The organism is Streptomyces sp. NBC_01450, from assembly GCF_036227505.1.
Lineage (GTDB): Bacteria > Actinomycetota > Actinomycetes > Streptomycetales > Streptomycetaceae > Streptomyces.
Genome location: NZ_CP109480.1, coordinates 608427 through 635016, shown reverse-complemented (window position 1 = coordinate 635016; position 26590 = coordinate 608427). Strand labels below are relative to the sequence as shown.

28 protein-coding genes are annotated in these 26590 nt (G+C 70.3%); 23 read left to right on the top strand and 5 right to left on the bottom strand.

Annotated elements, in window-relative coordinates; genetic code table 11:
- Nucleotides 1-239 precede the first annotated feature (239 nt).
- Nucleotides 240-1694 (top strand): MFS transporter, encoded by a 1455-nt coding sequence (locus OG568_RS02930; protein WP_329530134.1) that lies wholly within the window; start codon nucleotides 240-242, stop codon nucleotides 1692-1694.
- A 48-nt stretch (nucleotides 1695-1742) separates the two neighbouring features.
- Complete coding sequence (locus OG568_RS02925) at nucleotides 1743-2219, top strand: hypothetical protein (protein ID WP_329530133.1); 477 nt, start codon at nucleotides 1743-1745, stop codon at nucleotides 2217-2219.
- A gap of 30 nt (nucleotides 2220-2249) precedes the next feature.
- On the opposite strand, the gene OG568_RS02920 is transcribed toward OG568_RS02925, so the two are convergent.
- Both OG568_RS02920 and OG568_RS02915 read right to left on the bottom strand, forming a co-directional pair.
- A complete protein-coding gene (locus tag OG568_RS02920; RefSeq protein ID WP_266424338.1) occupies nucleotides 2250-2717 on the bottom strand; it encodes a hypothetical protein in 468 nt (155 codons plus the stop codon).
- Nucleotides 2718-2926: 209 nt separating this feature from the next.
- Entirely contained in the window at nucleotides 2927-3853 is a 927-nt protein-coding gene (locus OG568_RS02915) for an EamA family transporter (protein ID WP_329530132.1), read from the bottom strand.
- Between the two features lie 68 nt (nucleotides 3854-3921).
- Between OG568_RS02915 and OG568_RS02910 the strand changes: the two genes are divergently transcribed.
- Nucleotides 3922-4779, top strand: coding sequence for a LysR family transcriptional regulator (locus OG568_RS02910; protein ID WP_329530131.1), 858 nt, complete (start codon nucleotides 3922-3924; stop codon nucleotides 4777-4779).
- A gap of 207 nt (nucleotides 4780-4986) precedes the next feature.
- On the opposite strand, the gene OG568_RS02905 is transcribed toward OG568_RS02910, so the two are convergent.
- Nucleotides 4987-5256: a hypothetical protein gene (locus tag OG568_RS02905; protein ID WP_329530130.1), complete on the bottom strand. Its 270-nt coding sequence runs from the start codon at nucleotides 5254-5256 to the stop codon at nucleotides 4987-4989.
- 1299 nt (nucleotides 5257-6555) lie between these two features.
- Between OG568_RS02905 and OG568_RS02900 the strand changes: the two genes are divergently transcribed.
- Both OG568_RS02900 and OG568_RS02895 read left to right on the top strand, forming a co-directional pair.
- On the top strand, nucleotides 6556-7626 hold the full coding sequence (locus OG568_RS02900) for an NAD(P)-dependent oxidoreductase (protein WP_329530129.1): 1071 nt from the start codon (nucleotides 6556-6558) through the stop codon (nucleotides 7624-7626).
- Nucleotides 7623-8252: an HAD-IA family hydrolase gene (locus OG568_RS02895; RefSeq protein WP_266589671.1), complete on the top strand. Its 630-nt coding sequence runs from the start codon at nucleotides 7623-7625 to the stop codon at nucleotides 8250-8252. The genes OG568_RS02900 and OG568_RS02895 overlap by 4 nt, the downstream gene beginning before the upstream one ends.
- 17 nt (nucleotides 8253-8269) lie before the next feature.
- Here the strand turns inward: OG568_RS02895 and OG568_RS02890 are convergent, their stop codons facing one another.
- Nucleotides 8270-8602, bottom strand: coding sequence for a carboxymuconolactone decarboxylase family protein (locus tag OG568_RS02890; protein WP_266424319.1), 333 nt, complete (start codon nucleotides 8600-8602; stop codon nucleotides 8270-8272).
- Nucleotides 8603-8824: 222 nt separating this feature from the next.
- On the opposite strand from OG568_RS02890, the gene OG568_RS02885 reads away from it, so the two are divergent.
- From OG568_RS02885 to OG568_RS02860, 6 genes are all read left to right on the top strand, one after another.
- Complete coding sequence (locus tag OG568_RS02885; protein WP_329360436.1) at nucleotides 8825-9475, top strand: GntR family transcriptional regulator; 651 nt, start codon at nucleotides 8825-8827, stop codon at nucleotides 9473-9475.
- A gap of 48 nt (nucleotides 9476-9523) precedes the next feature.
- A complete protein-coding gene (locus OG568_RS02880; RefSeq protein ID WP_266589675.1) occupies nucleotides 9524-10273 on the top strand; it encodes a PIG-L deacetylase family protein in 750 nt (249 codons plus the stop codon).
- The gene (locus OG568_RS02875; RefSeq protein WP_329530128.1) at nucleotides 10270-10980 is read left to right on the top strand and encodes a 4-carboxy-4-hydroxy-2-oxoadipate aldolase/oxaloacetate decarboxylase; all 711 of its coding nucleotides are present in this window, start codon (nucleotides 10270-10272) and stop codon (nucleotides 10978-10980) included. Before OG568_RS02880 ends, OG568_RS02875 begins: the two co-directional genes overlap by 4 nt.
- Nucleotides 10977-12065, top strand: coding sequence for a 4-oxalomesaconate tautomerase (locus tag OG568_RS02870; protein WP_329530127.1), 1089 nt, complete (start codon nucleotides 10977-10979; stop codon nucleotides 12063-12065). The genes OG568_RS02875 and OG568_RS02870 overlap by 4 nt, the downstream gene beginning before the upstream one ends.
- A 10-nt stretch (nucleotides 12066-12075) precedes the next feature.
- Nucleotides 12076-13050 (top strand): catechol 2,3-dioxygenase, encoded by a 975-nt coding sequence (locus OG568_RS02865; protein WP_329530126.1) that lies wholly within the window; start codon nucleotides 12076-12078, stop codon nucleotides 13048-13050.
- Nucleotides 13051-13292: 242 nt separating this feature from the next.
- Nucleotides 13293-14624 carry an MFS transporter gene (locus OG568_RS02860; protein WP_329530125.1) on the top strand — a complete coding sequence of 444 codons (1332 nt, stop codon included), beginning with the start codon at nucleotides 13293-13295 and terminating at the stop codon, nucleotides 14622-14624.
- 60 nt (nucleotides 14625-14684) lie between these two features.
- On the opposite strand, the gene OG568_RS02855 is transcribed toward OG568_RS02860, so the two are convergent.
- Nucleotides 14685-15089, bottom strand: coding sequence for a cupin domain-containing protein (locus OG568_RS02855; RefSeq protein WP_266424299.1), 405 nt, complete (start codon nucleotides 15087-15089; stop codon nucleotides 14685-14687).
- 233 nt (nucleotides 15090-15322) lie between these two features.
- Between OG568_RS02855 and OG568_RS02850 the strand changes: the two genes are divergently transcribed.
- The 12 genes from OG568_RS02850 (at nucleotide 15323) to OG568_RS02795 (ending at nucleotide 26562) form a co-directional block, all read left to right on the top strand.
- On the top strand, nucleotides 15323-15886 hold the full coding sequence (locus OG568_RS02850) for a carboxymuconolactone decarboxylase family protein (protein WP_329530124.1): 564 nt from the start codon (nucleotides 15323-15325) through the stop codon (nucleotides 15884-15886).
- The gene (locus tag OG568_RS02845) at nucleotides 15883-17379 is read left to right on the top strand and encodes a sugar ABC transporter ATP-binding protein (protein WP_329530123.1); all 1497 of its coding nucleotides are present in this window, start codon (nucleotides 15883-15885) and stop codon (nucleotides 17377-17379) included. Before OG568_RS02850 ends, OG568_RS02845 begins: the two co-directional genes overlap by 4 nt.
- Nucleotides 17376-18389 (top strand): ABC transporter permease, encoded by a 1014-nt coding sequence (locus OG568_RS02840; RefSeq protein ID WP_329530122.1) that lies wholly within the window; start codon nucleotides 17376-17378, stop codon nucleotides 18387-18389. The genes OG568_RS02845 and OG568_RS02840 overlap by 4 nt, the downstream gene beginning before the upstream one ends.
- 45 nt (nucleotides 18390-18434) lie before the next feature.
- Nucleotides 18435-19382, top strand: coding sequence for a sugar ABC transporter substrate-binding protein (locus OG568_RS02835; RefSeq protein WP_329530121.1), 948 nt, complete (start codon nucleotides 18435-18437; stop codon nucleotides 19380-19382).
- 180 nt (nucleotides 19383-19562) lie between these two features.
- Entirely contained in the window at nucleotides 19563-20474 is a 912-nt protein-coding gene (locus OG568_RS02830; RefSeq protein WP_266589690.1) for a LysR family transcriptional regulator, read from the top strand.
- 96 nt (nucleotides 20475-20570) lie between these two features.
- Nucleotides 20571-21491, top strand: coding sequence for a VOC family protein (locus tag OG568_RS02825; RefSeq protein WP_329530120.1), 921 nt, complete (start codon nucleotides 20571-20573; stop codon nucleotides 21489-21491).
- Between the two features lie 68 nt (nucleotides 21492-21559).
- The gene (locus tag OG568_RS02820; RefSeq protein ID WP_329530119.1) at nucleotides 21560-23008 is read left to right on the top strand and encodes an NAD-dependent succinate-semialdehyde dehydrogenase; all 1449 of its coding nucleotides are present in this window, start codon (nucleotides 21560-21562) and stop codon (nucleotides 23006-23008) included.
- Between the two features lie 5 nt (nucleotides 23009-23013).
- Nucleotides 23014-23784, top strand: a complete 771-nt coding sequence (locus tag OG568_RS02815) for a fumarylacetoacetate hydrolase family protein (RefSeq protein WP_266424276.1) — start codon at nucleotides 23014-23016, stop codon at nucleotides 23782-23784.
- The gene (locus OG568_RS02810) at nucleotides 23781-24152 is read left to right on the top strand and encodes a VOC family protein (protein WP_266589698.1); all 372 of its coding nucleotides are present in this window, start codon (nucleotides 23781-23783) and stop codon (nucleotides 24150-24152) included. Before OG568_RS02815 ends, OG568_RS02810 begins: the two co-directional genes overlap by 4 nt.
- A 50-nt stretch (nucleotides 24153-24202) precedes the next feature.
- Complete coding sequence (locus OG568_RS02805) at nucleotides 24203-25006, top strand: alpha/beta fold hydrolase (RefSeq protein ID WP_329530118.1); 804 nt, start codon at nucleotides 24203-24205, stop codon at nucleotides 25004-25006.
- A complete protein-coding gene (locus OG568_RS02800; protein WP_329530117.1) occupies nucleotides 25003-25518 on the top strand; it encodes a GlcG/HbpS family heme-binding protein in 516 nt (171 codons plus the stop codon). Before OG568_RS02805 ends, OG568_RS02800 begins: the two co-directional genes overlap by 4 nt.
- 3 nt (nucleotides 25519-25521) lie before the next feature.
- Nucleotides 25522-26562 carry a methionine synthase II (cobalamin-independent)-like protein gene (locus tag OG568_RS02795; RefSeq protein ID WP_329530116.1) on the top strand — a complete coding sequence of 347 codons (1041 nt, stop codon included), beginning with the start codon at nucleotides 25522-25524 and terminating at the stop codon, nucleotides 26560-26562.
- Nucleotides 26563-26590 lie beyond the last annotated feature (28 nt).

Here is a 26590-nt window from a genome sequence, read left to right as displayed (position 1 = left end):
CGAGAAGAAGGTTGAAGCGGAGGTATGCCTCCGCTACAGTGGAGGCATACCTCCACTTTAGCAGTCGGGGGGTCCGTTCCCCATGGTTGCGTGCGGCCGCACGCACCGTCGGCGCGCGCGTACCCCCCTGTGACCTCGAACGGGTCGTGCGCAGCCCGCCCCCGCTCCCTGAGCGGCCGTTCCGCTTGCTCTGTTCGTTCCGTTCCGTTCTTTTCCGCTCTGTTCGGAGAGGCTTTTTCATGCCCCGGAAGTCCACCCGCCTCACCTTCGCGGTCCTCGCGACCGGTGCGGGCGTGTTCTCCATGCTCCAGTCGCTGATCGCGCCGGCCCTGCCGACCGTCCAGCACGCCCTGAACACCTCGCAGTCCACCGTGACCTGGGTGATGACGGCCTACCTGCTGTCCGCCTCGGTCTTCACCCCGATCCTCGGCCGCGTCGGTGACCTGGTCGGCAAGAAGCGCACCCTCGTCGCCGTCCTCGTGACCGTGACGCTCGGCTGTCTGCTCGCCGCGCTCGCGCCGAACATCGGCGTGCTGATCGTCGCCCGGGTCGTCCAGGGCATAGGCGGAGCGCTGTTCCCGCTCTCCTTCGGCATCATCCGGGACGAGTTCACCGCGGCCGAGGTCGGCCCCAGCATCAGCAATCTGTCCGCCGTGATCGCCGCCGGCGGCGGCGTCGGCCTGGTGGCGGCCGGTCCCATCGTGTCCGCACTCGACTACCGCTGGCTGTTCTGGCTGCCCGTCGGTGTCGTCGCGGTCACCACGCTGATCGCCCTGCGCTACGTCCCCGAGTCCCCGAGCCGGGCCGAGGGACGTGTCAGCTGGCTCGGCGCCGTGCTGCTGTCGGGCTGGCTGGTCGCGTTGCTGCTCCCGCTCAGCCAGGCGGGCCAGTGGGGCTGGGGATCGGCCCGGGTGATCGGGCTGTTCGCCGCCGCCGTCCTGCTCTTCGCGCTGTGGCTGCTGGCCGAGGCGCGCTCCCGCACGCCGCTGATCGACCTGCGCGTCATGCGGCTGCCCGCGGTGTGGACCACCAACACCGCAGCGCTCCTGTTCGGCGCGGGCATGTACGCGATCTGGTCCTTCCTCCCCGGCTTCGTACAGACCCCGAGTTCCGCGGGGTACGGCTTCGGCGCCAGCGTCACCGCGGCCGGACTGCTCATGCTGCCGATGCTGCTCGCCATGTTCTGCTCGGGCGTGCTCAGCGGTCGGCTGGAGCCCGTCCTCGGCGCCAAGAAGCTGCTCACGACCGGTGCCGCGCTCGGTGCGGTCGCCTGCGGCTTCCTCGCCCTGTGGCACGACCAGCAGTGGCAAGTGGCCTTCGCCGCGGGCGTCTTCGGCCTGGGCATCGGACTCGCCTTCGCCTCGATGGCCAACCTGATCGTCGGCAGCGTCCCGCCCGAGCAGACCGGCGCCGCGACCGGGATGAACGCCAACATCCGTACCATCGGCGGGTCCATCGGCGCGGCCGTGACCAGTGTCCTGGTGACGGGCCGGCTTCAGCCCTCGGGCCTTCCCTACGGCTCCGGCTACACCCACGGGTTCACCCTGCTCGCCCTGCTCTGCCTGGCCGCGGCGCTGGCCGCCCTGCTCGTGCCGGTCCAGCGCGCGGGCCGGCTCTCCGCCTTGGCCCGAGCGGACGCCGACTCCTCGCGTACGGCACCGGAGGCGGCCGTCGCTCCCGGCGCGCGGAGCTGACCCCGACCGGGCTCGGTGTGACGACGCTCGGTGTGACCGCGTTGATGCGTGAAGATGCTTGTCGGACAGGGGTACGGCTCCGAACGGGCGGCGCGTTCACCCGACTCGGTGAGCGGTATCACGGGCGCGTACCACCGGCGCACGCACCGCCGTTGCTCCGACATGGACAGCACTCACACGGCCCGGCGCTACGCCGAGCTGACGGACGGGCATCTGGGCCGGCCGCCGGACCACGCCCAACTGGTCGCGGAGTGGGGGGCCAAGGACCGGGTGGTTCCGGAGCACCGCGAGGGGGTCGCGGTGCTGTGGGCCTCCTTCGCCGCCTCCAGCCCCTTCGAGGGCGCGGTGTCGCCGGTCGACTCCTGGGCGGAGAGGCGGGACGAGGAGGCCGCCGGACCCGTAGCGGCCGAACCCGAAACCGTATCCACCGGCTCCGTACCCGCCGTCCCCGTATCCACCGGCTCGGTACCCGCCGTCCCCGTACCCGCCGTCCCCGTGCCTCGCGGCCTGCTGGGCTGCTGGTGAACCCCTCCGCGCGCTGCCGCGGAGCGAGGGTCACCCTCCGGGCGGTGGTGCCAGGACGGCGAGCGTCCCGTTGGCCCGCTGCAACGCGAGTTCCAGGGGGACGGCGGCATGCAGGGCCCCGGTCCCGTCGGGCGGAATGAGCCACTCCAGGGACCGCGCGGAGCGGTACGGCGGTGGTACGGCGACCCACGAGCCCTTTCCCGAGTGGCGGAGTCCGGATCCGACCCAGCGGCTGGCCGGGTCCGGCGGCAGGAAGAAGCCCACTCTCCGGGCCATGGTGTCTACCAAGGTGGGTCCGGGGGCGCGCAGCGGGTCGTCCCACAGGATGTCCAGGGCAAGCAGACCGAGTTGCTCGGGAACGCTGAGCAGGTCCCAGAACCGCCCGGCCTCCATGAGCACGGTCCCCGCCCCCTGATCCCACTCCCGCTTGCAGGCCCGGGGGTCCGAGGCGGCTGCCGCGAGCCACTCGACACCTTGCATCCACATCACATCCGGCATGAACAACTCCAGAGCATTCGCAGGCCGTCTGACCAGGCGTGGAGCGGCGCACTCGGATATGGATCCCGCACCCGGGCGCCGCCCCGGCGTGTTCATGCTGGTAGCTATTTCTGTGCAGCGGAAGGGGTGGCGTGGTCTGGCGTTTTCGCCGAAACGTTCTTCTGGAGAGGGCCGTGGCTCAGAGGTCCGTCAGGTCCGTGACGTGTCCGTCAACTTTGTCCACCTCTTTGTCCACCTCGTGAAGCGAGGATGCTGAGCGCGTTGGCCGCGACGACGGCGCCGATGGCCGCCCACTCCGTCCAGTCCAGGCCCTGGCCGAGGGCGACCCACCCGACCAGACCGGCGAGGACGGGATTGACGCTCATGAAGAGGCCGAAAGCCGGGGCCGGGACACGACGCAGGGTGAACAGGTCCGCGAGGTAGGGCACCGCTGAGGACAGCACACCGGCGGCCACGGCACAGCCGACCGCCGTCGGCGTCGGAGGATGCCGGACGGCGACGGCGACGCCGACCGGCAGGAACAGCACGGCGGAGAGCCCGGCGGCGGCAGCGGAACCCGCCGCGCCGGGGATGCGGCGGCCGACGGTGCGGTTGAGCAGGATGTACGACGCCCAGCAGACGGCGGCCAGCAGTCCCAGGCCCATGCCGAGGAGGTCGGCGGAGGGGCGCGGACGCATCAGCGTGACGACCCCCGCCGTGGCGATCACCGCACAGCACGCGTCCACCCGGCGGCGGGACGCGGCCAGCGCGATGCAGAGCGGGCCGACGAACTCAAGGGTCACCGCCAGCCCCAGTCCGATGCGGTCGATCGCCGTATAAAGGGACAGGTTCATGGCCCCGAACACCAGCGCCAGCAGCACGACCGGCCTCCACTGGCTCCGGGTGAACGTCCGCAGCCGGGGGCGGCCCACGGCCAACAGGACGACCGCGGCGACGTACTGGCGTACGGCGACCACGCCGACGGGGCCGAGGACGGGGAAGGCCAGGGAGCCGATCGCGGCACCGGTCTGGTTGGACAGGCCGCTGGCGACCATGGTGATCACGCCGACCGGGCGCGTGCCGCCGGGCTTCGCGGTCGTGGGCGGCGAGGGAGCGCGACGCGCGGTTTCTGCCGGGCGGGCGGAGGCTGCGTACATGTCTCGATGCTGGGCGGCCGGGGCCCTTGCGTAAAATGCATCAACCGATCGATCTATACGCTTGAGTCATGGATGTGGAGCTGCGGCAGTTGCGCTGTCTGGTCGCGATCGTCGACGAGGGCACGTTCACCGACGCCGCCATGGCGCTCGGTGTCTCCCAGGCCGCCGTGTCCCGCACGCTGGCCTCGCTCGAACGCGCCCTCGGGGTGCGGCTGCTGCGGCGCACCTCCCGCGAGGTCACTCCGACGGCGACGGGACTGCGTGTGCTTGCGCATGCCCGGCGGGTACTCGGCGAGGTGGCCGACCTGGTCCAGGAGGCCACGTCGGGGCGCGTCTCGCTGCGGATCGGGTACGCCTGGTCCGCCCTCGGCCGTCACACCCTGGCGTTTCAGCGCGACTGGGCGCGAGCGCACCCCGAGACGGAGCTGCGGCTTGTCCGGGTCAACTCCGCCACCGCCGGCCTGGCCGAGGGGGCCTGCGACGCGGCCGTGGTGCGCAGACCGCTGGACGACCGGCGGTTCGACTCCGCGATCGTGGGGCTGGAACGGCGGTTGTGCGCCATGGCCGCCGACGATCCGCTGGTCGGGCGCCGCTCGGTGCGACTCGCCGACTTCGGCGGACGTGTCCTGCTGATCGACCGCAGGACCGGCACCACCACGACGGAGCTGTTTCCACCCGACTCGCGACCGGCAACCAGGGACACGCACGATGTCGACGAATGGCTCACCGAGATCTCCACGGGCCGCTGTGTGGGCATGACGGCCGAGTCCACCGCACACCAGTATCCGCGTCCCGGCGTCGTCTACCGGCCGGTGCGCGACGCCGAGCCCATCGCGGTGCGACTCGCCTGGTGGCGGGACGACCCGCACCCCGCCGCCCCGGCCGCCATCGAACTGCTGACGGAGCTTTATCGCCGAGCCGTGTAGTGGGCCCCGGTGCGCGTCGGGTGCGCCGTGCACCGGACATCATCACGCCCCCGATCGGCTCTGTCGCGACGGTACCGGGACCGTGGACGACCGCCGGCGCAGGTCCTCCAGACGCACGCCAGCGGTCCCGTGTCGCTGATGCGACACGGGACCGCTGCAGAAGACCAGCCGGTTGTGGCGAGATGACGGGTCGTCAATCTTCAGGTGTCAGGCGTGACCACTGGGGTCAGTGCCCGCCACCGCCGCCGCCACCGCCGTGACCGCCGCCGCCACCGCCGTGACCGCCACCGCCGCCGCCGTGGCCACCGCCACCGCCGCCGTGACCACCGCCACCGCCGCCGTGACCGCCACCGCCGTGACCGCCACCGCCGCCACCGTGGTCGCCGCCACCGCCGCCGTGGTCGCCACCGCCGCCGTAGCCACCGCCGCCGTGGTCACCGCCACCGCCGTAGCCGCCACCGTCGTGGTCGCCGCCACCGCCGTGGTCGTTGTCCCAGTTGCTGTAGGAGTAATCGGACGAGTGGTCCGAGTGGGAGCTGGTTGCGCTGGCGATGCCGGCTGTGCCGAATGCCAGGGCCAGAGCGGCGAACAGGCTGGCGAACAGCCGGAACGTCCTTGAGGTGATGATCCGCATGGTGCTTTCCCTTCCCGGGAGCGTAGACAGGTGCTAGCGCTGCACGGCCGCGGTGACGTCGGCACCAGTAGTAAGGCGCTGAAACGTTCGCGAAAGGGTCCGGTACATCGGCCTTGAAGGTGACGGGATTCGCCGTCGCCGAATCACGCGCTGAACGCGCGGCATCGGACCCACCTGGGCTGCTGAGTGCAGCGAACCCCGTGGCGGGGTACCCGTCCGTCTGTTAACCGACGACCGGTTTGTCATCGGTCGGGATGTAGTCGGTCGGGATGCTGAGATTGTTCGTCTTCTCACCAGGCAAAACGTCTGTTTTCTGTTCAACCCGTACCCAACCTACGCATATGGGTACATTGAAGTCAAGCGGAGCAGGTGGGTCCCAGGGGTGCGGGAAGTGGGCGGTGGCGCCGTGGGCAACTCCCTTTACTTCCTTTTGGCGTTGAGCGACTGACGCCCGCCCAGGTCGAGGCTGGTCACAGCGGTCCCGGCCGTCGTCCTCGGCCCGCACGGCGCACGACGCGCGCCCGGCTCGACCCACCCAAGGAAGCGGATCCGACGTCGAGTTGGCATTCCCCGCGGTGGATCCTCGACGATCCTCTCCGCAGGCCGCCGACGCCTTCGGCATCCGCTGAGTGAACCTCGCGCCCTTACCCAGCCCGGGAGATGATGCGCTGACGTCTCCGCCATGAGCGCGGGCGATGCCGATCCCGTCGTCCGTGACGGGGACGATGGCGTGGGGCCAGGGACCGGTGTCGCCGTATGCGGAGATCGGCACCTTCCCGTCGGGGTCACACGCGGTCAGCACGTGGTGGAGCAGGGTCACCAGGAAGTGGGCGACCCGGTCCGACCACGTCCGGGTCGATACGGCGTGGCGGCGCCCCACACGCACCGCGTGGTACTCCCCGGTCACCGAGAGTGGCCCCGACGCGGCGGGCGTGGGCGTCGCGCTTCCTGCTCGGTGACCGATCCGGGACCGCCGATCCCGCCGACCGACCCCGCTATGAGAAAACCGCTAGCCGGGGTGCACTCCGCTTTCCGAGGGCCCGGTTGCCTGGTCATTTCAAACGGGTCATCCTCGACGCGCACGCACAGCACTGTCGTTTTCCGTATGCCAAGGCCGGGTCGTGCACCCCGAGGAGAAAGCCGTGAACGCTTTGCCACCCATTCAGGGGCAACAAGACTCCGCAGCGGCGACCGGTGAGCGCGCCAGGCCGATGGTGATCCTGTGCCCCGCACCGCAGAAGACCGAGCGCATCTTCACCCCGGAGACGCTGCGCCGGCTCCGCGCCGACTTCCACGTCGTCGACCTCGACGGAGAGCCGGACAGCGCCCTCGACGCCTGCCTTCCCGACGCGTTCGCCGTCATCGGCCAGCCCGACCTGCCCCGGGAACGACTCCGGCGAGCCGGCAAACTGCGCGCGCTGCTCAACGTGGAGGGCAACTTCTTCCCCAACGTCGACTACGAGACGTGCCACGAACAGGGCGTACACGTCCTGGGAGCCGGTCCCGCCTACGCCCAGGCGGTCGCCGAACACGCCCTCGGACTCGCGCTCGACCTCGCCCGCGGCATCAGTCGCGAAGACCGCGCCTTCCGCGCCGGCCGCGAGACCTACGTCTCCGCCGGCACGGAAGACTCCATCCTGCTGCGCCACGCCAGCGTGGGACTGATCGGCTTCGGCAACCTGGGACGGGCACTGCACCGGCTGCTCGTCCCGTTCGCCCCCACCCTCAGGGTCTACGACCCCTGGCTGCCCGACTCCGTGCTGCGCGAGCACGACGTCCTGCCGGCCTCCCTCGCCGAGACCCTGGCCGCCAGTCAGTTCCTGTTCGTCCTCGCCACCGTCACCGGCGAGAGCGAACGCCTGCTCGGCCCGGCCGAACTGGACACCGTCCCGCCCGGCGCACGCCTCATCCTGGTCAGCCGGGCGGCGGTCGTGGACTACGACGCCCTGCTCGACCGCGTACGCGGCGGCCGCTTCCTCGCCGGTGTCGACGTCTGGCCCGAGGAACCCGTCCCCGCCGACCACCCCGCCCGGAGCCTTGAAGGCCTGGTCCTCTCCGCGCACCGGGCCGGTGGCATCCCTCAGGCGTTCACCGAGATCGGCCGCATGGTCCTCGATGATCTCGCCCTCATCGCCCGGGGCCTGCCACCGGTGCGGATGCAGGTCGCCGCCCGCGAGCTCGTCGGCCGCTACCGCAACCGGCCCGTCTCATGACCGTCGTCGTCACCCGCGGGCTGCTGTTCGACTCCGACGGCGTGCTGGTCGACTCCGACGCCAGTGTGGTGTCAGCCTGGAGCCGCTGGGCGGAGAGGTACGGCCTCGACCCCGCGGAAGTCACCGCCATGGTCCACGGCCGCCGCTCCGCCGACACGGTCGCCGCCCTCCTGCCCAGTCACCAGGTCCCCGCCGCGCTCGCCCTCATCGACCGCTACGAGGTCGAGGAGGCCGCCGACGTCACCGCACTGCCCGGAGCCGCGGAGATGCTCTCCTCGTTGCCACCCGGAACCTGGGCCGTGGTCACCTCGGGCGTCACCGCCCTCGCCACGGCCCGCCTGGCCGCCGCCGGCCTCCCGATCCCGCCGGTCCTCGTCACCGCCGACATCGTCACCCACGGCAAGCCCGCACCCGAGGGGTATCTCACCGGTGCCGCCCGGCTCGGCCTGGCCCCCTGCGAGTGCACCGTCTTCGAGGACGCGCCCAGCGGAATCCGGGCCGCCAGAGCAGCCGCCGTCGGCGCGGTGATCGGCGTCGGCCCGCGCAGCCACGGCCTCGACGTCGACACCACCATCGACGACCTCAGCCACGCCCGCTTCAACGCGGGAAGCCTCTACCTGGAGTGAGGACCGGGACGACGTCGTCAGGCGCGGCCCCGCTTCTCCGCCTCGGCGTCGGCGACCGCGATCGTGATGCCGAGTGCTTTGGCGATGTTCCCGGCTGCCGTCATGACACGGGCGGTGCCCACGATGGGGGCGATGGCGACCAGGACGTCCTGCAGTTGGTCGGCGGTGAGGCCGGCCTGGAGGGCGGGGTCGATGTGGGCGACGTAGGAGATCGGCGGAGCGTCCGAGGCGGCGAGGGCCGCGATGCGGGTGAGCATGAACGTGTCCTGGGTCAGCCCGCACCGTTCGATCGAGTCGACCGTCATCGCGGCGAGGGTGTCCAGTACCGGAGTTTCAGATGCTGTGGCCATGGCGGTTCGTCTCCTGTTGGTGTCCTGAGGGGGATCGGCGGACGGAGGAAGGGGATCCGCGTCTCGGTTCAACGTCCCCTGCTCGACCGTAGATGCGTTTCTCGCGGATCGCCTGTCGACCGGAGCGCGGGCGAAGCATGTCGGCAACATGGGAAACAAAATTGTTGACAATATTGGTGGGCTGGATTTAGGTTCGACAGGCACTCACTCAGGGAGGGCGCGATGCCGAAGGAAGCCGGCCCAGGCACCGGCGAGCAGGCCAAGCAGCACGCACTGGTGCAACTGCGGCAGGCGATCCTGCACGGAGAGATGGCGCCGGCCCAACGGCTGGTGGAGAACGAACTCGCCGAGCGGTTCGGCGTCACGCGGGCCAGCGTCCGGGCGGCGCTGATCGAGCTGGAGTCGGAGGGACTGGTCGAGCGGATCCGCAACCGCGGCTCGCGGGTGCGGGTGGTGACGGTCGAGGAAGCGGTGGCCATCACCGAATGCCGCATGGTGCTGGAGGGCCTCTGCGCCGCCAAGGCGGCCGTCGGGGCGAGCGAGGACCAGCTGGACCAGCTGACCGACCTGGGCACGGCGATGTCGAAGGCGGTCGCCAATGGCGAGCCGGTGGTCTACTCCCAGCTCAACCACGAACTGCACGACCGGATCAGGGAGTTCTCCGGCCAGCAGGTCGCCGTGGAGCTCCTGGAGCGGCTCAACGGGCAGCTGGTGCGCCACCGTTTCCAGCTCGCTCTGAGACCGGGGCGTCCCCAGCAGTCCCTGAGTGAGCACCTGGCCATGATCGAGACGATCAGGGCCCGGGACCCGCAGGCGGCCGAAGCGGCCGTCCGTACCCACCTCGCGGGAGTCATCGACGCACTGCGCCAATGACGTCGCCGGGGTGGGTCAACCGGCCTGTCCACCAAGGAGATTCGAGCAATGACGCACGGCAAGGCGCCCACCACCCCACGATCGACACTCGTCATCACCGCGCACGCCGGGGACTTCGTCTGGCGGGCCGGGGGCGCCATCGCCCTGGCCGCCTCCCGTGGAGAGAAGGTGACCATCGCGTGCCTCACCTACGGGGAGCGCGGTGAGTCCGCCAAAGCCTGGCGCGAGGGCAAGTCGCTGGAGGAGATCAAGGAGATACGCCGCGCCGAGGCCGAGGCGGCGGCCTCGACCCTGGGCGCCGAGGTGCGATTCCTCGACGCCGGCGACTACCCCCTGCTCGCCACCCAGGAGCTGACCGACCAGCTCGTACGGATCTACCGCGACACCCAGCCCGACGTGGTCCTGACCCACCCCCTCGACGACCCCTACAACGGTGACCACCCGGCCGCCGCCCGCATGGCCCTGGACGCCCGCGTCCTCGCCCAGGCCATCGGCTACCCCGCCGAGGGCGAAGTCATCGGAGCCCCGCCGGTGTTCTTCTTCGAGCCGCACCAGCCGGAGATGTGCGGCTTCAAGCCGGAGGTACTCCTCGACATCACCCCGGTCTGGGAGACCAAGCGCAAGGCCATGGAATGCCTGGCCGCCCAGCGGCACCTCTGGGAGTACTACACCGACCTCGGCAAGCGGCGCGGCGTACAGCTCAAGCGCAACGCGGGCCCCAACCTCGGCCTGCCCCACGCCACCTACGGCGAGGCCTACATGCGTCCCTACCCGCAGGTCACGGAGGAGCTGGCATGAGCGGCCTGATCGTCACCAACCCGCCACGCGCCCGCGCCGAGGACGTCGAGGCGCTGGGCGGATACGGCGTGGCCACGATCCACGAGGGCATGGGCCGCACCGGCAGCCTCGGCCCCGGGTTCCGGCCCGTCCAGCAGGATGTGCGCATCGCGGGCACCGCGGTCACCGCCCTGTGCTGGCCGGGCGACAACCTCATGATCCACGCGGCCGTCGAGCAGTGCCGCGAGGGCGACGTCCTCGTCGTCACCACCACCTCGCCCTCCACCGACGGCATGTTCGGCGACCTCTTCGCCACCGCGCTCCAGTACCGCGGGGTGCGCGGTCTGATCATCGACGCCGGGGTGCGCGACACCGCGGATCTGCGCGCCATGGGTTTCCCCGTCTGGTCGACGGCCGTCTGCGCCCAGGGCACGGTCAAGGCCACGGGCGGCTCGGTGAACGTACCCGTCGTGCTCCGCGGCCAGGTCGTCCGTCCCGGTGACGTCATCGTCGCCGACGACGACGGCGTGGTGTGCGTACCCCGTGAGCAGACCGGTACGGCCGTCAAGGCGGCCGAGGCGCGCACCGCCAAGGAGAACGCTTCCCGGGCCGCCTTCGCCGAAGGGCAGCTGGGCCTGGACCGCTACGGCCTGCGCGAGACCCTCGCTCGGCTGGGGGTGAGCTACCAGGACTACGAGGAGTACGCGCGCAACGGATCGCTGTCATGAGCACCGGCGAGGAGCCGCGCTGCATGCTGATGCGCGGCGGGACCTCGAAGGGCGCCTACTTCCTGGCCGAGGACCTGCCGGCCGACGCCGGGGAGCGCGACGACCTGCTGCTGCGGGTCATGGGCAGCCCCGACCCCCGGCAGATCGACGGCCTCGGCGGAGCGCACCCGCTCACCAGCAAGGTCGCGGTGGTCTCCCGCTCCCAGAGCCCCGGCGCGGACGTCGACTACCTCTTCCTCCAGGTGGGGGTGGACCGGGCCGAGGTCTCCGACCGGCAGAACTGCGGCAACCTCCTGGCGGGAGTCGGCCCGTTCGCCGTCGAACGCGGGCTGGTCGCCGCCCGGGACGGGCACACCTCGGTACGGATCCGGATGGTCAACAGCGGTGACCACGCCACCGCCACCTTCCCCACACCGGACCGGCGCGTCTCCTACACGGGGTCGGCCGAGATCTCGGGTGTGCCGGGCACCGCCGCACCCGTGGTGATCGAGTTCGAGCAGGGCAGCGGCCCGCTGCTGCCCACCGGGCGCGCCCGGGACATCGTCGCGGACACGCCGGTGACCTGCGTGGACAACGGCATGCCGACCGTGCTGATCGCCGCCTCGTCCGTGGGGGTCACCGGCTACGAAAGGCCGCGTGACCTGGAGGAGGACCTGACCCTGCACGACCGGCTCCAGCGGATCCGTCTGGAGGCAGGCCTGCTGATGGGCCTGGGCGACGTCAGCGGGACGACCGTGCCCAAACTCAGCCTGCTGGCGCCGCCCACGAACGGCGGCGCGGTCATGACCCGCACCTTCATCCCGGTCCGCTGCCACACCTCCATCGGCGTCCTGGGAGCCGCCAGTGTCGCCGCCGGGCTGCGCATCCACGGCGGCGTCGGCCAGGAAGTCGCCCGTCTGCCCGAGAACGGCGGACGGCTGCGCATCGAGCATCCCACCGGATTCCTCGACATCGAGAGCGAGATCGACGACGGCTTCTCGGGGGCCGCCCCCGTGGCCCGGCGTACCGCCGTCGTCCGCACCGCACGCAAGATCTTCGACGGTACGGTCTTCCCCCGGCCGGCCGGAGCCGCACATCACTCTTAAGGAGGCCTGTATGGCCCCGCCCCTTGGCGACATCGCCCACCTCGGGCACGTCGAACTGCTCACCCCGGACCTCGACGGAAGTCTGCGGTTCTTCACCGACTACCTCGGCCTGACGGTCAACGGCCGCAGCGGTGACTCGGTCTATCTGCGGACCTGGGACGACTACGAGCACCACAGCCTCGTGCTGACCGCGCACGAGACCTCCGGTCTGCGCCGCACGGCCCTGCGCGCCTCCAGTGAGGAGGCCCTGCGGCGGAGGGTCAAGGAACTGGAGGCCGCCGGTCACCAGGGCCAATGGACCGAGGACGAGCCGGGCCTCGGCCCGCTGTACGTCACCGCCGACCCCGACGGCCACGAACTGGCCCTGTACTGGGAGTCCGAGTGGTATCAGGCCCCGGACGAGCTGAAGCCGGGGCTGAAGAACCAGCCCCAGGCCAAGCCCGGTCACGGTGTGGGCGTACGCCGCCTGGACCACGTGAACTACCTGGCCGCCGACGTCGCCGCCAACGCCGACTTCCACCAGCACCTCCTCGGTGCCCGGCCGACCGAGCAGATCCAGCTCGACCGCGGCAGGATCGCCGCGAAGTGGCTGACGTTCACGAACAAGTCGTACGACGTCGTCTACACCGAGGACTGGACGGGCTCGCGCGGGCGGCTGCACCACATCGCGTTCGCGACCGACACCCGCGAGGACATCCTGCGCGCCGCCGACCTCGCCCTCGACACCGGCGTGTTCATCGAGACGGGCCCGCACAAGCACGCCATCCAGCAGACGTTCTTCCTCTATGTCTACGAGCCGGGCGGCAACCGCGTCGAACTGTGCAACCCGCTCACCCGGCTCGTGCTGGCCCCCGACTGGTCCCTGATCACCTGGACCCAGGCCGAGCGGGCCAAGGGACAGGCGTGGGGGCTGAAGACCATCGAGTCCTTCCACACCCACGGCACACCGCCGATCGAGCAGACCGACCGGGGCACGGACACCTGAGAGCAGGCCGGCGAAACGGACGGGGCGGCACACGACTGTGTGCCGCCCATGCCCGTTTCACCTGCTGTTTTTCTCCCGATGCGGCCGCCTGGATTGTTCCTGAGATTGTTGACAAAAGTGTTGACACTCGGGGAACGGGAACCTTAGCGTCGTGCGCACCATCGGGTCAGCCGCTCGAACCGCACCGGCCCGCCGCACTCATCCCCTCCAGGGACACCGCTCCCGGACGAGAGGAAACAATGATGTCTCCCTCCCCAGACCTGCGCGCCCGCGGGACCGGACTGGCCACGCTGGTCGTCGGCCTGTGCTGGCTGGTCGTGCTCTTCGACGGTCTCGACATGTTCGTCTACGGTTCCGTGCTGCCCAACATGCTCGCCGAGCACGCGCTGGGGCTCCAGCCGTCCCAGGCCGGCGACCTCGGCAGCTACGCCACCTTCGGCATGCTGATCGGCGCGCTGTCCGCGGGTACGGTCACCGACTGGATCGGCCGCAAGAAGGTGATCATCACCTGCACGGCGGTCTTCTCCCTCGCGTCCGCCCTCTGCGCCGTCGCCCCCAGCCTCGGTGTCTTCGGACTCGGCCGCTTCATCGCGGGTCTCGGCCTCGGCGGTCTGCTCCCCACCACCATCACGATGGTCGCCGAGTACGCCCCGCGCGGCCGCCGCGCCCTGATCGTCGGCACGCTGATGACCGCCCACCAGGCCGGCGGCATCCTCGCGGGCTTCGTCGGCCTGTGGACCACCGGCGCGGGCCAGTGGCGCGTCGCCTACTGGATCTGCGTGGTCCCGCTGCTCATCGGCGTCCCGCTGATCGCGAAGTACCTGCCTGAGTCGCTGAACTTCCTGATCGCCAAGGGACGTACGCACGAAGCCCGCGAGCTCGCCGAGCGCTACGACGTCGAACTGCCCGCCCCCGCGGCGCGGCGCCCCGTGGCCGGGGACCGCTGGAGCGCCGTCTTCGCCCTGTTCCGCGGCGGTCTGTGGCGCACCACGCTGCTGTTCTGGCTGGCCTCGTTCTGCGGCCTGCTGCTTGTCTACGGTGTCAGTAACTGGCTGCCCACCATGATGCGCGGCGCGGGCTACGAGCTCGGCTCCTCGCTGTCCTTCGTCATCGTCATCAACCTCGGCGGCATCGCCGGCATGCTGATCGCCGGCCGCTTCTCCGACCACTTCGGCGGTGCGCGCGTCGCCACCGTCTGGTTCGCGGCCACCGCCCTCGGCGTCTACCTGCTCGGCATCCACATGGCGCTGCCGCTCACCTACGTCGTGGTCTTCCTGACCGGCCTGTTCCTCTTCAGCGCCCAGGCCATGATCTACGCGACGGTGGCCGGCCGCTCCAGCGACGACAACCGTGCCACCGCCGTGGGCTGGGTGTCCGGCATCGGCCGCTTCGGCGCAGTGTTCGGACCGTGGCTCGGCGGCCGGCTCGTCGCGGCCAAGTCCGAGAGCTGGGGCTTCACCGCGTTCGCCGTCGCCGCCGTGCTCGCCACGGTCTTCGTCGCCCTCACCGGCCTGCGCGGCCCCCGGCAGACCCCGCAGCCCGACGCCGCCCAGCAGCTGACCACCACCGGCTGACCACGACGACATGCCTGAGGCCGGGACCTGGCGGGGCCCGGCCTCAGGCATGTTCCGTTCTCAGCCCATCTGGTCCTGTGCCGACAGGTGTTCCACCGTCACCCCGGTCTCGGTGAACGTACGCGTGACCGTGCCCGACGTGTACACCCACAGGATGCGCAGCGGGCGGTCGCCGATGTTGCGGAACAGGTGGGGGACGGGCGACGGCACGTACGTGGTGTCGAACCGCTCCAGCTTCGTCACCTCGCCGTCGACCACCACCTCCGCCTCGCCCTCGAGGATCGTCACGTGCTCGTCGCAGTTGTGCGAGTGCAACGGTGCCCCTGAGCCGACCGGATAGACGCTCATACCGCTGGTGATGCGGTTCTCTCCGGCTGCCGACGGTGTGGTGATCAGCGGCGTCGTCACGACGGCACCGCCACGGTCGAGCAGCGGCACGGACGCGACTTTGATGATCGTGGTCATCCGGAGTTCCTCTCCCATCAACGCTGTTGCGTCGATCGACGTTAGGTCGCGTCCCCATGAATGGGTGCCCTCCGGCGTGCAGTTTTACCTTGCATTCCGGGAGGGGTGAGCTTCCCGAACTCGGCTGTACCTTCGGCTGGCACCGCACGGCTTCCCCGTACGTGCCGGAAACACGCCGGAAAGAGAAGGCAGGTATCGGCCCCATGAGGCTCCCCGTTCTCACCGATGAGGAAATGAATCCCCGCCAGCAGGAACTGGCCGCCCGCATCGCCGGCCGGCGCGGCGCCGTCCGTGGCCCCTTCCGGGTCTGGCTGCACAGTCCGGAGATGTGTGAACGCGCCGAGTCCCTCGGTGCCTTCGCCCGCTTCGACTGCGCCCTTCCCAGGCATCTGCGTGAGCTCACGCTGCTGATGGCCGCCCGGAACTGGGACGCGCAGTACTCCTGGAACGCGCATGTGCGCCAGGCGATCGAGGCAGGCATCCCGGAGGCCGCCGTGAAGGCCGTCGCCGAGAAGCGCGAGGCGGTCTTCGACGACGACGCGGACCAGGCCTTCTACCAGTTCTGCCGCGAGGTCCTCGAGAACCACTTCGTCTCCGACGAGACCTTCGCCCGCGCGCTCGAACACTTCGGCCCCAAAGGGCTGGTCGACACCATCGGCGCGCTCGGCAACTTCACCATGCTCGGCATGTGCCTGAACACCTTCCAGGTGGACCTCCAGGCCGATCGCGAGCCCCCGTTCCCCGACATCCGCGGCTACGCGCGTGTCGTCCCCGACGGGGACGGACCGCGGCCGTGACGGCCCTTCCGGCCGTGGTACGGGTACGAGGCGTCACCAAGAGTTTCGGCGGAGCGGCCGCGCTCAAGGGTGTGGATCTCGACCTGTACCCCGGCGAAGTGCACGCGCTGATGGGCATGAACGGAGCCGGCAAGTCGACGCTGGTGCAGATCCTCTCGGGGGTCCAGCAGCCCGACGGCGGCACGATCGAGGTCAACGGTGGCACATACCCCGGGCTGACCGTGCGCAAGGCCCGACGGCTCGGCATCGCGTCGGTACCCCAGCGCCGCGAACTGGCGATGGGCCTGACCGTGGCCGAGAACGTCATGCTGGGCGACCTGCCCACCCGGCGCGGCACGGTCCACTGGAAAGCGGTCGGCTCCGAGGCGAGGAAGGCGCTGTCCGGCCTCTGCATCGACATCGACGTCCAGCGCACCGCGAGTTCGCTCACCGTCGCCGAGCAGACCATGGTCGAGGTGGCGCGGGAGGTCCGCCGCGGCGGCCGGATCCTGATCCTCGACGAGCCGACCGCCTGCCTGAGCGCGGAGGCCGCGCGGCAGATCAGGGACCTGGTGCGCACCCTGCGCGACGAGGGCGTCGCCGTCGTCTACATCTCGCACTACATCGACGAGGTCATGGCCGTCGCGGACCGCCTCACCGTGCTGCGGGACGGAGACGTCGTGCGCAGCGCGCCGGCCGGTGACCTCGACCCGGCGGGGCTCGTGCGCAGTATGGTCGGCAGGGACGTGGTCTCCCGGCGCGTCGAACGCCCCGCCCCCAAGGACGACATCGGCCTCGCGGTGCACGGCCTGAGCGACGGCCGGGCCGTCCGGGACTTCACCGTCGAGGTGCGCAAGGGCGAGATCGTCGCGGTGCTGGGACCGGCCGGGGACGCGCAGTCGCGCCTCTTCGACCTGCTGTCCGGCCGCCGCCGCCCCGACCTCGGCACCGTGCTCGTCGACGGCACCCCCGTGCCCCCCGGCCGTGTCCACGCCTCGCTCGCCAGCGGCCTGCGCTGCGTCACCGGAGACCGCAGGGCGCTGGGCCTGGTCCCCGAACTCTCCCTGGACGAGAACCTGATGCTGGCCGACGACCGCTTCGCACGCCGCCGCGTGCACCGGCGCGGCGCGCTCACCCGCCGCGCGGCCCCGCTGCGAAGGAGCTACGGAGTGGTCTCCCTCACCGGGAACCCGCCGGTGAGCGCGCTGTCCGGAGGCAATCAGCAGAAGGTGCTGCTGGCCAAATGGCTCCAGACCGAGCCGGTCGCCTGCTTCCTGGAGGACCCCACCAACGGCGTGGACATCGCGGCCATGGCCGACATCCACACCCTCGTCGACGACCTCGCCTCGCGGGGCACCGCCGTACTGCTCGCCTCCTCCTCCGCCGAGGAGGTCATGCGGCTGGCCGACCGCGTCGTGGTCGTCAGCGCCGGCCGCACGGTCGCCGAGCACGACATCACCGCCATCACCCACGACGAACTCGTCGCCACCGCTCTCGGAGGTCAACCGCAGTGAGCGTCAAGACACTTACCGACGCCCCGGGCGTCAGCGACCCGCCCGAGGAGCCCCGGCCCCGGTTCACCCTCGGCGCCCTGCGCCGTGCGCCGCACACCGGCCTGATCGCGGTCCTGATCGTCGTGGTGGTCGCCACCGCGCTGCGGACCGACTCGTTCGCCACCACCACGAACCTGATCAACGTGCTGCGTCAGGTGAGCGTCACCGCGGTGATCGCGGCAGGGCTCACCCTGCTGATGACCGCGGGCGGCATGGACTTCTCCATGGGCAGCAACGTCTCCGTCACCACCGCCGTCGGGGCGCAGTTGCTCTCCCACGGCCACTCCACCGCCTTCACCGTCATCGCCTCGGTGCTGCTGGCCACGGCCGTCGGACTGGTCAACGGGCTGGTGGTGACGTTCACCGACGTGGCCCCGTTCGTCGTGACCCTGGCGACGGCCACCCTCCTGGACGGGGTCGCGCTCCTGGTCCTGGACGGCCTCAGCGTCTCCATCGGCACCAGGATGTTCTCCCTGGGCAACGACAAGGTCCTCGGGGTGCCGTACCTGCTGATCGTGGCGGTCCTCGTGCTGGTGGCGACCGCCCTGGTCATGCGGTTCACCGTGTTCGGCCGGGACGCCTTCGCCATCGGCGGCAACGAGCACGTCGCCCGGCTCAGCGGCATCAACGTCACCGCGCGCAAACTCACGCTGTACGCCGTCACCGGCGCCCTCTCCGGTCTCGCGGGCGTGATGCTGCTGTCCCGGCTGGGCGCCAGCAGCCCCGGCACCGGCGGCCTCACACTCCAACTCACCGCCGTCGCCGCCGTGGTGATCGGCGGCACCTCACTCGCCGGAGGCCACGGAACCGTCGTGGGGACCGCGCTCGGGGTCCTGCTGCTCGGCGTGGTCGCCAACGCCCTCAACCTCGTGCAGGTCTCGAGCTACTTCCAGCAGGTCTCGGTGGGCGGCGTGCTGCTCGTCGCGGCCATCGCCAACGAGCTCCACAAGGCCCGCTCCGCGCGGCACTGACCCCCTCTCCTTCTCTCCACCGCCCGTCATGAAAGGCCTACGACCATGAGACTCTCCGCCCGCTCCCGCCGAGCGATGCTCGCCGCCGTCGCCGGCACCACCCTGGTACTGAGCGGCTGCGGCAAGGACACCGGCAGCGGGTCCGGCTCCGTGTCCCTCGGGTTCGTCAATGGCGCCGACACCGAATTCCACACCTGTTTGCAGAAAGCCCTGGAACAGACGGCGAAGTCGGAGGGCGCGAAGGTCTACACGGCCAACTCCCACCAGAATTCAGGCACCGAACTGTCCAATATCGAGGACATGATCTCCCGCAATGTGAGCGCCCTCATCGTGCAGACCGTCAACGTCGACGCGCTGAAGGGCGACATAGCCAAGGCCAAGGCCTCCAACATTCCGATCTACCTGACGTCCGTGGCCACCAGCGACGTGAACGACATCCTCGGTGCGGTGGTCGTCGACCTCGGCAAGGTCGGGGCCCTGGACGCCGGCTGGGTCGCGAAGGACGCGGGCGGCAAGGACGTACAGGTCGGTGTCATCGCGGGTGCGCCCGGTGCCGCCTCCGATCTGCTCGTGGGCGGTTTCACCAAGGCGCTGCCCGGCAACGCCGAGGTGGTCGCGAACCAGCCAGGCATGTTCAACGCCGCCAAGGCTCAGGACGTCGCCGAGAACATGATCCAGGCCCACCCCGACCTGGACTACGCCTTCGTCGCCAACGAGGAGATGGGCCTCGCGGCACGCAAGGCGTTCGACGCGGCCGGCGCCAAGGACGTCAAGATCGTGACCGTCAACGGCACCGACGACGGTCTGGCCGCCGTCAAGGACGGCCGTTTCTCCGCCACCGTGTCCAACTCGGCGATGACGATCGGCCAGACCGCGGTCAAGAACGCGATCGGGCTTCTGGACAAGAAGAAGGTTGACAAGATTGCCAACATTCCTCTTCTCTTGGTCACCAAGGACAACCTGAGCAAGGCACCGCAGTACTGCCCCAAGTAACCGAGCCCGCACCGCGAGCGGTGCCTGCCGCAAGGCGTCCTGAGCCGCCCGTCCACCGCGTCGCCGGAATGTCCGACACAGCCGCCATGAGGACATTCCGGCGCGGCACGCCCGCACATCCGAACGACCGGCACCGCCGCCGGGGTCCACCCCTGGCAGACGTGGGCCTCCGGAGGAAACATGGACCGCTTGCTCCTCATGCACAGCTTCGTCACCGTCGCGCAGTCCGGCAGCTTCAGTGGAGCCGCCAAGAAGCTGGGCTCCTCGGGCTCACTGGTGTCACGGCACGTCGCCGAACTGGAACGGCAGGTGGGGGTCCGCCTGGTCAACCGCACGGCCCGTTCGGTGAGCCTCACCGAACCGGGGCAGCGCTACGCGGAGTTCGCCGCGCGCATCCTGGAGGAGATCGAGGCCGAGGACGCCGGCATCGCCCAGCTCCACGACCGCGCCGAAGGGACGCTCAGCATCATCTGTCCCAAATGGATAGGCAGCCTCGACCTCGGGGACGCCATCGCCGCCTTTTCCGCCGCACACCCGAAAATCCAGGTGCGATTCGAACTCGGCGGCATGTCCGACCGGACCTACGATTTCCTGGACGGCGGATTCGACGTGGCATTCCACACCCGGGATCTCCGGGACTCCAGCGTCCGCCTCAAGAAGATCGCCTCGCTCCCGTTCGTGCTGTGCGCCGCCAAGGAATACCTGAACCGGAACGGGCCACTGACCGAGCCGAACGGTCTCGCGCACCATGACTGCCTCGTGCACGTCAACGACCCGGTCTGGCGCATCGGTCACGGACACGCGTCCACCCTGCACAAGATCCGCAACATCGCCTTCTCGTCCAACTCCTACATCGCCCTGCAGAAAGCGGCCGTGCACGGGCGCGGTCTCGCCCTGCTCCCGCAGCGGCCGGCCTACGACGACCTGCTCTCCGGTGCTCTGCAGGTCCTGCTGCCCGAACTGGCGGTGCCCGACCGGCCGCTGTACGCGATCTACGGCCCCGGGCAGGACACCCCGCGCAAGATCAGCGTCTTCCTCGACTTTCTGACGGACTGGTTCTCCCAGAATCCCATTCCGGCGATCCGGCCGTAACCGCAAGAAACGATTGCACAGTCCGTCGGCCTCGAGCGTTGAGACGCCGCCACCCGAAATCTACGCTCACCAGGCGACCCGTGAAACGAGGAGACCATGGGAATCCAGAGAATCGAATCGGTCACCTACGGCATCGGCGACCTCGACGAATGCGCCCGGTTCTTCGACGACTTCGGACTGTTCCTGGTGGAACGGACCGACGAGTACGCGGTGTTCGAGACGCTCACCGGGCAGACCCTCCGCCTCGACACCGACCCCGGGCCACTGCTGCCGCCGCCGGTGGAAGCCGGTCCCACCCTGCGCGAGGTGGTGTGGGGCGTCGACACCGCGCAGGAGTTGGCGCGCCTGGTCGAGGCCGTCGGCCGGGACCGGGCCGTCCGGGAGGACGCCGCCGGGGTGTTCCACACCGTGGACGAGACCGGTTTCGGGGTCGGACTGACCCTGGCCCGGCCGAAGCCGGCGCCCGTCACCCCCCGGCCCGCCAACGCGCCGGGCAGCGTGGACCGTTGGAACACCGCCCTGGAGCCGATCATCCGCGTCCGCCCCCTGCGGATGTGCCATGTCGCCCTCAACATCCTCAAGGAGGGCCGCGAGGAGGCCGTCGCGTTCTACGTGGAGCGCCTCGGCTTCTGGCCCACCGACGTGGTGAAACCCATGGGCGTCTTCATGCGGGCCCCGGGCGACCAGGACCAGCACACCATGCTGCTGTGCCACCGCCCCGACAAGGCAGGCGTCAACCACGTCGCGTACGAGGTGCCCGGCTTCGACGACGTCATCGAGGGCGGGAACTACATGATCGACCACGGCTGGCGCGAGGCCCGCAGACTGGGCCGCCACACCGTCGGTTCGAATGTCTTCCGGTTCGTGCACGCGCCTTGCGGCGGACGGGTCGAGTACGCCGCCGACATGGACAGGGTCGACGACAGCTACGAGACCCGGGTCCACGAGACCACCCCGCCCCACCACATCTGGGCGCTGCGCACCAACCGCGACCAGCAGGACGCCTCCGCCTCCTGACCCTCCGCCGCCTTCGCCCGGAGGACCCCCTTTTCGCTTCGTTCGCCAGCCTGAGAGGGCACCCACTCATGACCTCCGACCACGGCTATCCCGCCGTCCGCATGTACATAGCGGGCGAGTGGTGCCAGGGCGGCACCGGACGGACCGCCCCGATCGTGAACCCCGCCACCGAGGAGGTGATCGGAGAAGTACCGCTCGCCACCACCGACGACCTGGACCGCGCCCTGGCCGGCGCCGCCGAAGGCTTCAGGACCTGGCGCGACACGCCCGTCGCGCGGCGCACCGCCGTCCTGCACGCCGCCGCCGACCTGCTCACCGAGCGCAGCGCCGAGGTCGGGCGGATCATGACCCTGGAGCAGGGCAAGCCCCTCGCCGAGGCCACCGGGGAGGCCCGCCGGGTCGCGGACACCCTGCGCTGGCACGCCGACGACGCCCGCCGCGCCTACGGCCGCATCATCCCCTCCGCCCCCGGCACCCTGCTGTCCGTACGACGTGAACCCATCGGTCCCGTGGCCGCGTTCGTCCCCTGGAACTTTCCGGCGGGCGGCCCGATGCGGAAGATCTCCTCCGCGCTCTCCGCGGGCTGCTCCCTCATCATCAAGGCCTCGGAGGAGACGCCCGCCACCGCCGCCGCCCTGGTCGGGTGCTTCGTGGACGCGGGTCTGCCGGCCGGTGCGCTGAACCTCGTCTTCGGCGAACCCGCCGAGGTCTCCGCCCACCTCATCGCCTCCCCTCTCACCCGTCTGATCGCCTTCACCGGCTCGGTCCCCGTGGGCAAGCTGCTGGCCGCCGTGGCCGGTGAGGTCATGAAGCCGTCCTTGATGGAGCTGGGCGGCCACGCCCCGGTGATCGTGTGCGCGGACGCCGATCCGGCCAGGGCCGCCCGCCGCGCCGCACAGGCGAAGTTCGCCAACGCCGGACAGGTGTGCACCTCGCCGAGCCGGTTCCTGATCCATGAGAGCCTCGTCGACGACTTCACCGCGGAGTTCGTGAAGGCCGCCGAAGCGGTCGTCGTCGGCGACGGCCTGGCCGAGGGCACCACCATGGGACCGCTCGCCAACGAACGGCGGCTCCAGGCCGTTCAGCGCCTGACCGCCGACGCCGTCAGCCGCGGAGCGACGGTCCGCACCGGCGGCGAACGCCTCGACCGCGCCGGGTACTTCTTCGCGCCGACCGTCCTGACCGACGTACCGGCGGACGCGGACCTCCTGCGCGAGGAGCCGTTCGGGCCGATCGCGCCGATCGCCTCCTTCGGCGACCTCACCGAGGCGCTCACGACCGCGAACGCGCTGCCGTACGGCCTGGCCGCCTACGGTTTCACCGAGTCCGCCGCCACCGCCGAGCACCTGGTGCGTGAACTGGAGGCCGGCATCCTCTCCGTCAACCACTGCGGCGGCTCCGTCAGCGAAGCCCCCTCCGGTGGCGTCAAGGAGAGCGGATACGGCAGGGAGGGCGGGCCCGAGGCCCTCGACGCCTACCTGATCACCAAGCGCGTCTCCCATCTGCTGGCGGGCTGAGCGTCATGCGATACACCCGTGTCTCGGTCGGCGGACGGGCGGTGTGGGGCCGGGTGGGGGAGGAGGACGTCGAGCTGCTGTCCGAGTCCCCCCTGGAAGGTGACCCGACCGTCATCGGCACCGTGCCGATCGCCACCGCGCACTGGTTGCCCGTCGTCGTCCCGCCCGTGTTCTACGCGGTCGGCATGAACTACCCGCGCCACATCGCGCACGCACACGCCGAGAACCCCGCGCGCCCCGAGGTCGGTTACCGGGCCAACAACGCGCTCACCGGCCACCTCTCGCCCATCGTCAAACCGGCTGAGGTCGAGGGCCGGTTCGAGGCCGAGCCGGAACTCGTCGCGGTGATCGGCCGCACCCTCCGGCACGCCACCCATGAGGAGGCCCGCGAGTCGGTCTTCGGCTGGACGATCGGCAACGACGTCAGCGCCCGCACCTGGCAGCACCAGGACCGCTCGTTCTGGCGCAGCAAGAACAGCGACACGTTCAAGCCCATGGGCCCCTGGATCGAGACCGATGTCGACGCGCTCGCGCAGACCACCACGCTCCGTGTGAACGGGGAGGTCCGCGCCTCGTTCGCGACCGGCGACATGGTCTTCGACCCCTTCGACCACATCGTCGAGATCACCAAGCACATCACCCTGCAACCCGGCGACGTGCTGTGGATGGGCGCCGAGTCCACCTGCCAACTGGAGCCCGGGGACACCGTGGACATCGAGATCAGCGGCATCGGTGTCCTGTCCAACCCCGTACACAGCGAAGGGAATCCGTCATGAGCACCGCACCCCGCTACATCCACCACGTCAACTTCCCCACCACGGACCCCGACCGGACCGCCGAGTGGTACACCAAGGTCTTCGGTATGAAGCGGATCATGCCCAAGTCCAACACCCGCGTGGTGCTGATGACCCGCGGCAACTTCGATCTGCACTTCACCCCGGTCGAGGAGATGGAGCGCATGGCGCCCTATCACTTCGCCGTCGAGGTCGACGACTGGGACGACTTCCTCACCCACCTGAAGGAGCTGGGCATCCGGCACACCCGCCCGATCGAGCGGCCGGAGAACCAGTCCAAGTTCTGCTACATCCACGATCCCGACCACACCATGATCGAGCTGGTCTTCCACGGCAGGCGCCCCAACTGACCATATTCCGGCCGGAGTTCACCCTTTTACCTCGCTAGGAGTTCCCTGCCATGCCCCTCGCCGACTCCGACGGCACCCCCATCTACTACGAGCGCCACGGCAGCGGTCCGGCGATCCTGTTCGTGCACGGCAGCGGCGGCCACCACGCCGCGTGGTGGCAGCAAGTGGCGGCGCTGCGCGAGGAGTTCACGGTCGTCACCGTGGACCTGCGCGGCTTCGGCAAGTCCCACGCCCCGATCCGTCCGCACGCCTCGAAGCCCGAGTTCGACGGACAGGACTTCCCCGGCGACGTGGTCGCCGTACTCGACCAGGAGGACCTGACCGACGTCATGCTCGTCGGCCAGTCCATCGGCTCGGTCGCCGCGCTGCGCGCCGCCCTTCTGCGTCCCGAGCGTGTCTCGTCGATCGCCCTCGGCCACTCCCTGGGCGGCATCAGCCACCCCGAGCTGAAGGAACTGGCCGCCGCCGACCGCGCCGAGGCCGTCAAGCTCCCCGTCATCGACCGCCTGCTCACCCGGCGGTTCCAGCGGGAGCGCCCCGACCTCACCTTCCTCTTCCAGCAGATGGGCACCTTCAACGTCGCCAAGATGGCCGACCTGCGCAACCTCGACACCGACGGCCCCTCGCTGGAGGAGATCCAGAACTCGGGCGTCAAGGTCGCCTTCCTGGCCGCGGAGAAGGACGCGGTGCTCAGCGTGAAGACCGTCACCCGCGCCCACGAGCTGCTGCCCGGCTCACATCTGGAGATCGTCCCGGACGCCCCGCACTCCATGTACTGGGAGGTGCCCGAGCAGTACAACGCGGCCGTCGCCCAGCTGCGTCGCACCCTCACCGCACAGAAGGAAGCCGCATGAGCAGCCTCACCCTCGATGCCGCCGAAGAGATCGTCGACGCCGCCCTGAAGCGCGCCCAGTCGCTCGGGAAGGCGGTGAGTGTCGCCGTGGTCGACTCGGGAGGCTTTGTCATCAGCGTCCGCCGCTCGGACGGCGCGCGTCCGCTCACCCCGGACATCGCCCGCGCCAAGGCGTACACCGCGGCCGTGATGCAGCGGCCCGGCAAGATGCTGAAGAAGTGGCAGGAGAGCCAGCCGGTCTTCTTCTCCCAGCTCTCCCAGCTGCCCGGCGCGGCCCTGCCGATCACGGCGACCGAGGGCAGCGTCACCATCAAGAAGGACGGCGAGATCATCGGCGGCCTCGGTATCGCCGGCGGCACCGCGGACGAGGACCAGCAGGTCGCCGACGACGTCCTCGAATCCCTCGGCTACGAGCTGGAGTTCGCCGCCTGGGGCGTCGCGGGCACACCGGACCCGGACTCCGAGAAGACCGAGAAGACCGAGAAGACCGAGAAGACCGAGAAGGGAGCCTGAGCCATGGCGGACACGTTCAACTACCGCATCGACCACCACGGCAGCCTGGTCCGCCCCGGCACCCTCCTGACCGCGCGGGCCGAGGGCGACCCCGAGATCGTGCTGAAGGCCGAACGCGAGGCGGTCGGGGAAGCGGTGGCCCTCCAGCGCAAGCTGCGCACCACCGTCGTCACCGACGGGGACTTCCCCCGCGAGGACTTCCGCAGCGCGGTCTTCGACGCCGTCTCCGGCTTCCGTCGCCTGGACACGGAGACCTCCGACGGCCTCCCGCGCTGGGTGGCGGAAACCCTGCCCAAGGCGAACGGTCCGCTGCTCGCCGACTGGGCCGGGCGGCTCACCGAGTTGACGGTGATCGCCCCCAAGGCCTCGCTGCCCTCCCCGGCCTATCTGGCCGCCACCACCTTCGAGCCCGAACTCGCTACGTCGGGCGGGCCCTCCTCGGCCCGCGAACTCGGGGAGGCCCTCGCGGAGATCATCCAGGCGGAGATCGCGCTGCTGGTCTCCCGGGGCGTCCGGCTCGTCCAGCTCAACAACCCGCTCCTGATCGGCCATGTCGGGGCCGACCCGGTCGCCCCCGGCGCACTGTCCTTCGAGGACGCGCTGGCCGTCGACGCCTTGGCGATACGACTGGAAGAGCGCCCGGAGGGAGTCAGGATCGGCGTCTGCCCCGGCTGGGAGGCACCCGCCGCGGTGGACCGGGCCAGGGCCGAGCGTTTGTACGGAGGGATCCCGGCCGACCGCTGGATCCTGCCGTACGACAAGGGCACCGACGCCGAACTCGACCTGGTGAAGGCCCTGCCGGAGGACCGGGACGCGTGCCTGGGCGTGGTGGACGCGACCGTGTCCGCACTCGAGGACATCGACACCGTGATGGCCCGTATCGACGCCGCCGCCGAGGTCAAGGACCTCGAGGACATGGCCGTATCGCCGTCCCGCGGCTTCGCGGACACCGCGACCCGGCCGCTGCTGAGCGCCGAGAACCAGCGGCGCAAGCTGGTGCTGGTGGAGACCGTCGCCCGCTACTGCTGGGGCAACGAGTTCTGAACGAGGGGCGGCACGGAGGCCGGGAAGC

What these genes read in the sequence shown, in the direction of transcription:
- OG568_RS02930 (WP_329530134.1), top strand. Translation starts at nt 240, where the DNA reads ATGCCCCGGAAGTCCACCCGCCTCACCTTCGCGGTCCTCGCGACCGGT.
- OG568_RS02920 (WP_266424338.1), bottom strand. Translation starts at nt 2,717, where the DNA reads ATGCCGGATGTGATGTGGATGCAAGGTGTCGAGTGGCTCGCGGCAGCC.
- OG568_RS02915 (WP_329530132.1), bottom strand. Translation starts at nt 3,853, where the DNA reads ATGTACGCAGCCTCCGCCCGCCCGGCAGAAACCGCGCGTCGCGCTCCC.
- OG568_RS02910 (WP_329530131.1), top strand. Translation starts at nt 3,922, where the DNA reads ATGGATGTGGAGCTGCGGCAGTTGCGCTGTCTGGTCGCGATCGTCGAC.
- OG568_RS02895 (WP_266589671.1), top strand. Translation starts at nt 7,623, where the DNA reads ATGACCGTCGTCGTCACCCGCGGGCTGCTGTTCGACTCCGACGGCGTG.
- OG568_RS02890 (WP_266424319.1), bottom strand. Translation starts at nt 8,602, where the DNA reads ATGGCCACAGCATCTGAAACTCCGGTACTGGACACCCTCGCCGCGATG.
- OG568_RS02885 (WP_329360436.1), top strand. Translation starts at nt 8,825, where the DNA reads ATGCCGAAGGAAGCCGGCCCAGGCACCGGCGAGCAGGCCAAGCAGCAC.
- OG568_RS02880 (WP_266589675.1), top strand. Translation starts at nt 9,524, where the DNA reads ATGACGCACGGCAAGGCGCCCACCACCCCACGATCGACACTCGTCATC.
- OG568_RS02875 (WP_329530128.1), top strand. Translation starts at nt 10,270, where the DNA reads ATGAGCGGCCTGATCGTCACCAACCCGCCACGCGCCCGCGCCGAGGAC.
- OG568_RS02870 (WP_329530127.1), top strand. Translation starts at nt 10,977, where the DNA reads ATGAGCACCGGCGAGGAGCCGCGCTGCATGCTGATGCGCGGCGGGACC.
- OG568_RS02865 (WP_329530126.1), top strand. Translation starts at nt 12,076, where the DNA reads ATGGCCCCGCCCCTTGGCGACATCGCCCACCTCGGGCACGTCGAACTG.
- OG568_RS02860 (WP_329530125.1), top strand. Translation starts at nt 13,293, where the DNA reads ATGTCTCCCTCCCCAGACCTGCGCGCCCGCGGGACCGGACTGGCCACG.
- OG568_RS02855 (WP_266424299.1), bottom strand. Translation starts at nt 15,089, where the DNA reads ATGACCACGATCATCAAAGTCGCGTCCGTGCCGCTGCTCGACCGTGGC.
- OG568_RS02850 (WP_329530124.1), top strand. Translation starts at nt 15,323, where the DNA reads ATGAATCCCCGCCAGCAGGAACTGGCCGCCCGCATCGCCGGCCGGCGC.
- OG568_RS02835 (WP_329530121.1), top strand. Translation starts at nt 18,435, where the DNA reads ATGAGACTCTCCGCCCGCTCCCGCCGAGCGATGCTCGCCGCCGTCGCC.
- OG568_RS02830 (WP_266589690.1), top strand. Translation starts at nt 19,563, where the DNA reads ATGGACCGCTTGCTCCTCATGCACAGCTTCGTCACCGTCGCGCAGTCC.
- OG568_RS02825 (WP_329530120.1), top strand. Translation starts at nt 20,571, where the DNA reads ATGGGAATCCAGAGAATCGAATCGGTCACCTACGGCATCGGCGACCTC.
- OG568_RS02820 (WP_329530119.1), top strand. Translation starts at nt 21,560, where the DNA reads ATGACCTCCGACCACGGCTATCCCGCCGTCCGCATGTACATAGCGGGC.
- OG568_RS02815 (WP_266424276.1), top strand. Translation starts at nt 23,014, where the DNA reads ATGCGATACACCCGTGTCTCGGTCGGCGGACGGGCGGTGTGGGGCCGG.
- OG568_RS02810 (WP_266589698.1), top strand. Translation starts at nt 23,781, where the DNA reads ATGAGCACCGCACCCCGCTACATCCACCACGTCAACTTCCCCACCACG.
- OG568_RS02805 (WP_329530118.1), top strand. Translation starts at nt 24,203, where the DNA reads ATGCCCCTCGCCGACTCCGACGGCACCCCCATCTACTACGAGCGCCAC.
- OG568_RS02800 (WP_329530117.1), top strand. Translation starts at nt 25,003, where the DNA reads ATGAGCAGCCTCACCCTCGATGCCGCCGAAGAGATCGTCGACGCCGCC.
- OG568_RS02795 (WP_329530116.1), top strand. Translation starts at nt 25,522, where the DNA reads ATGGCGGACACGTTCAACTACCGCATCGACCACCACGGCAGCCTGGTC.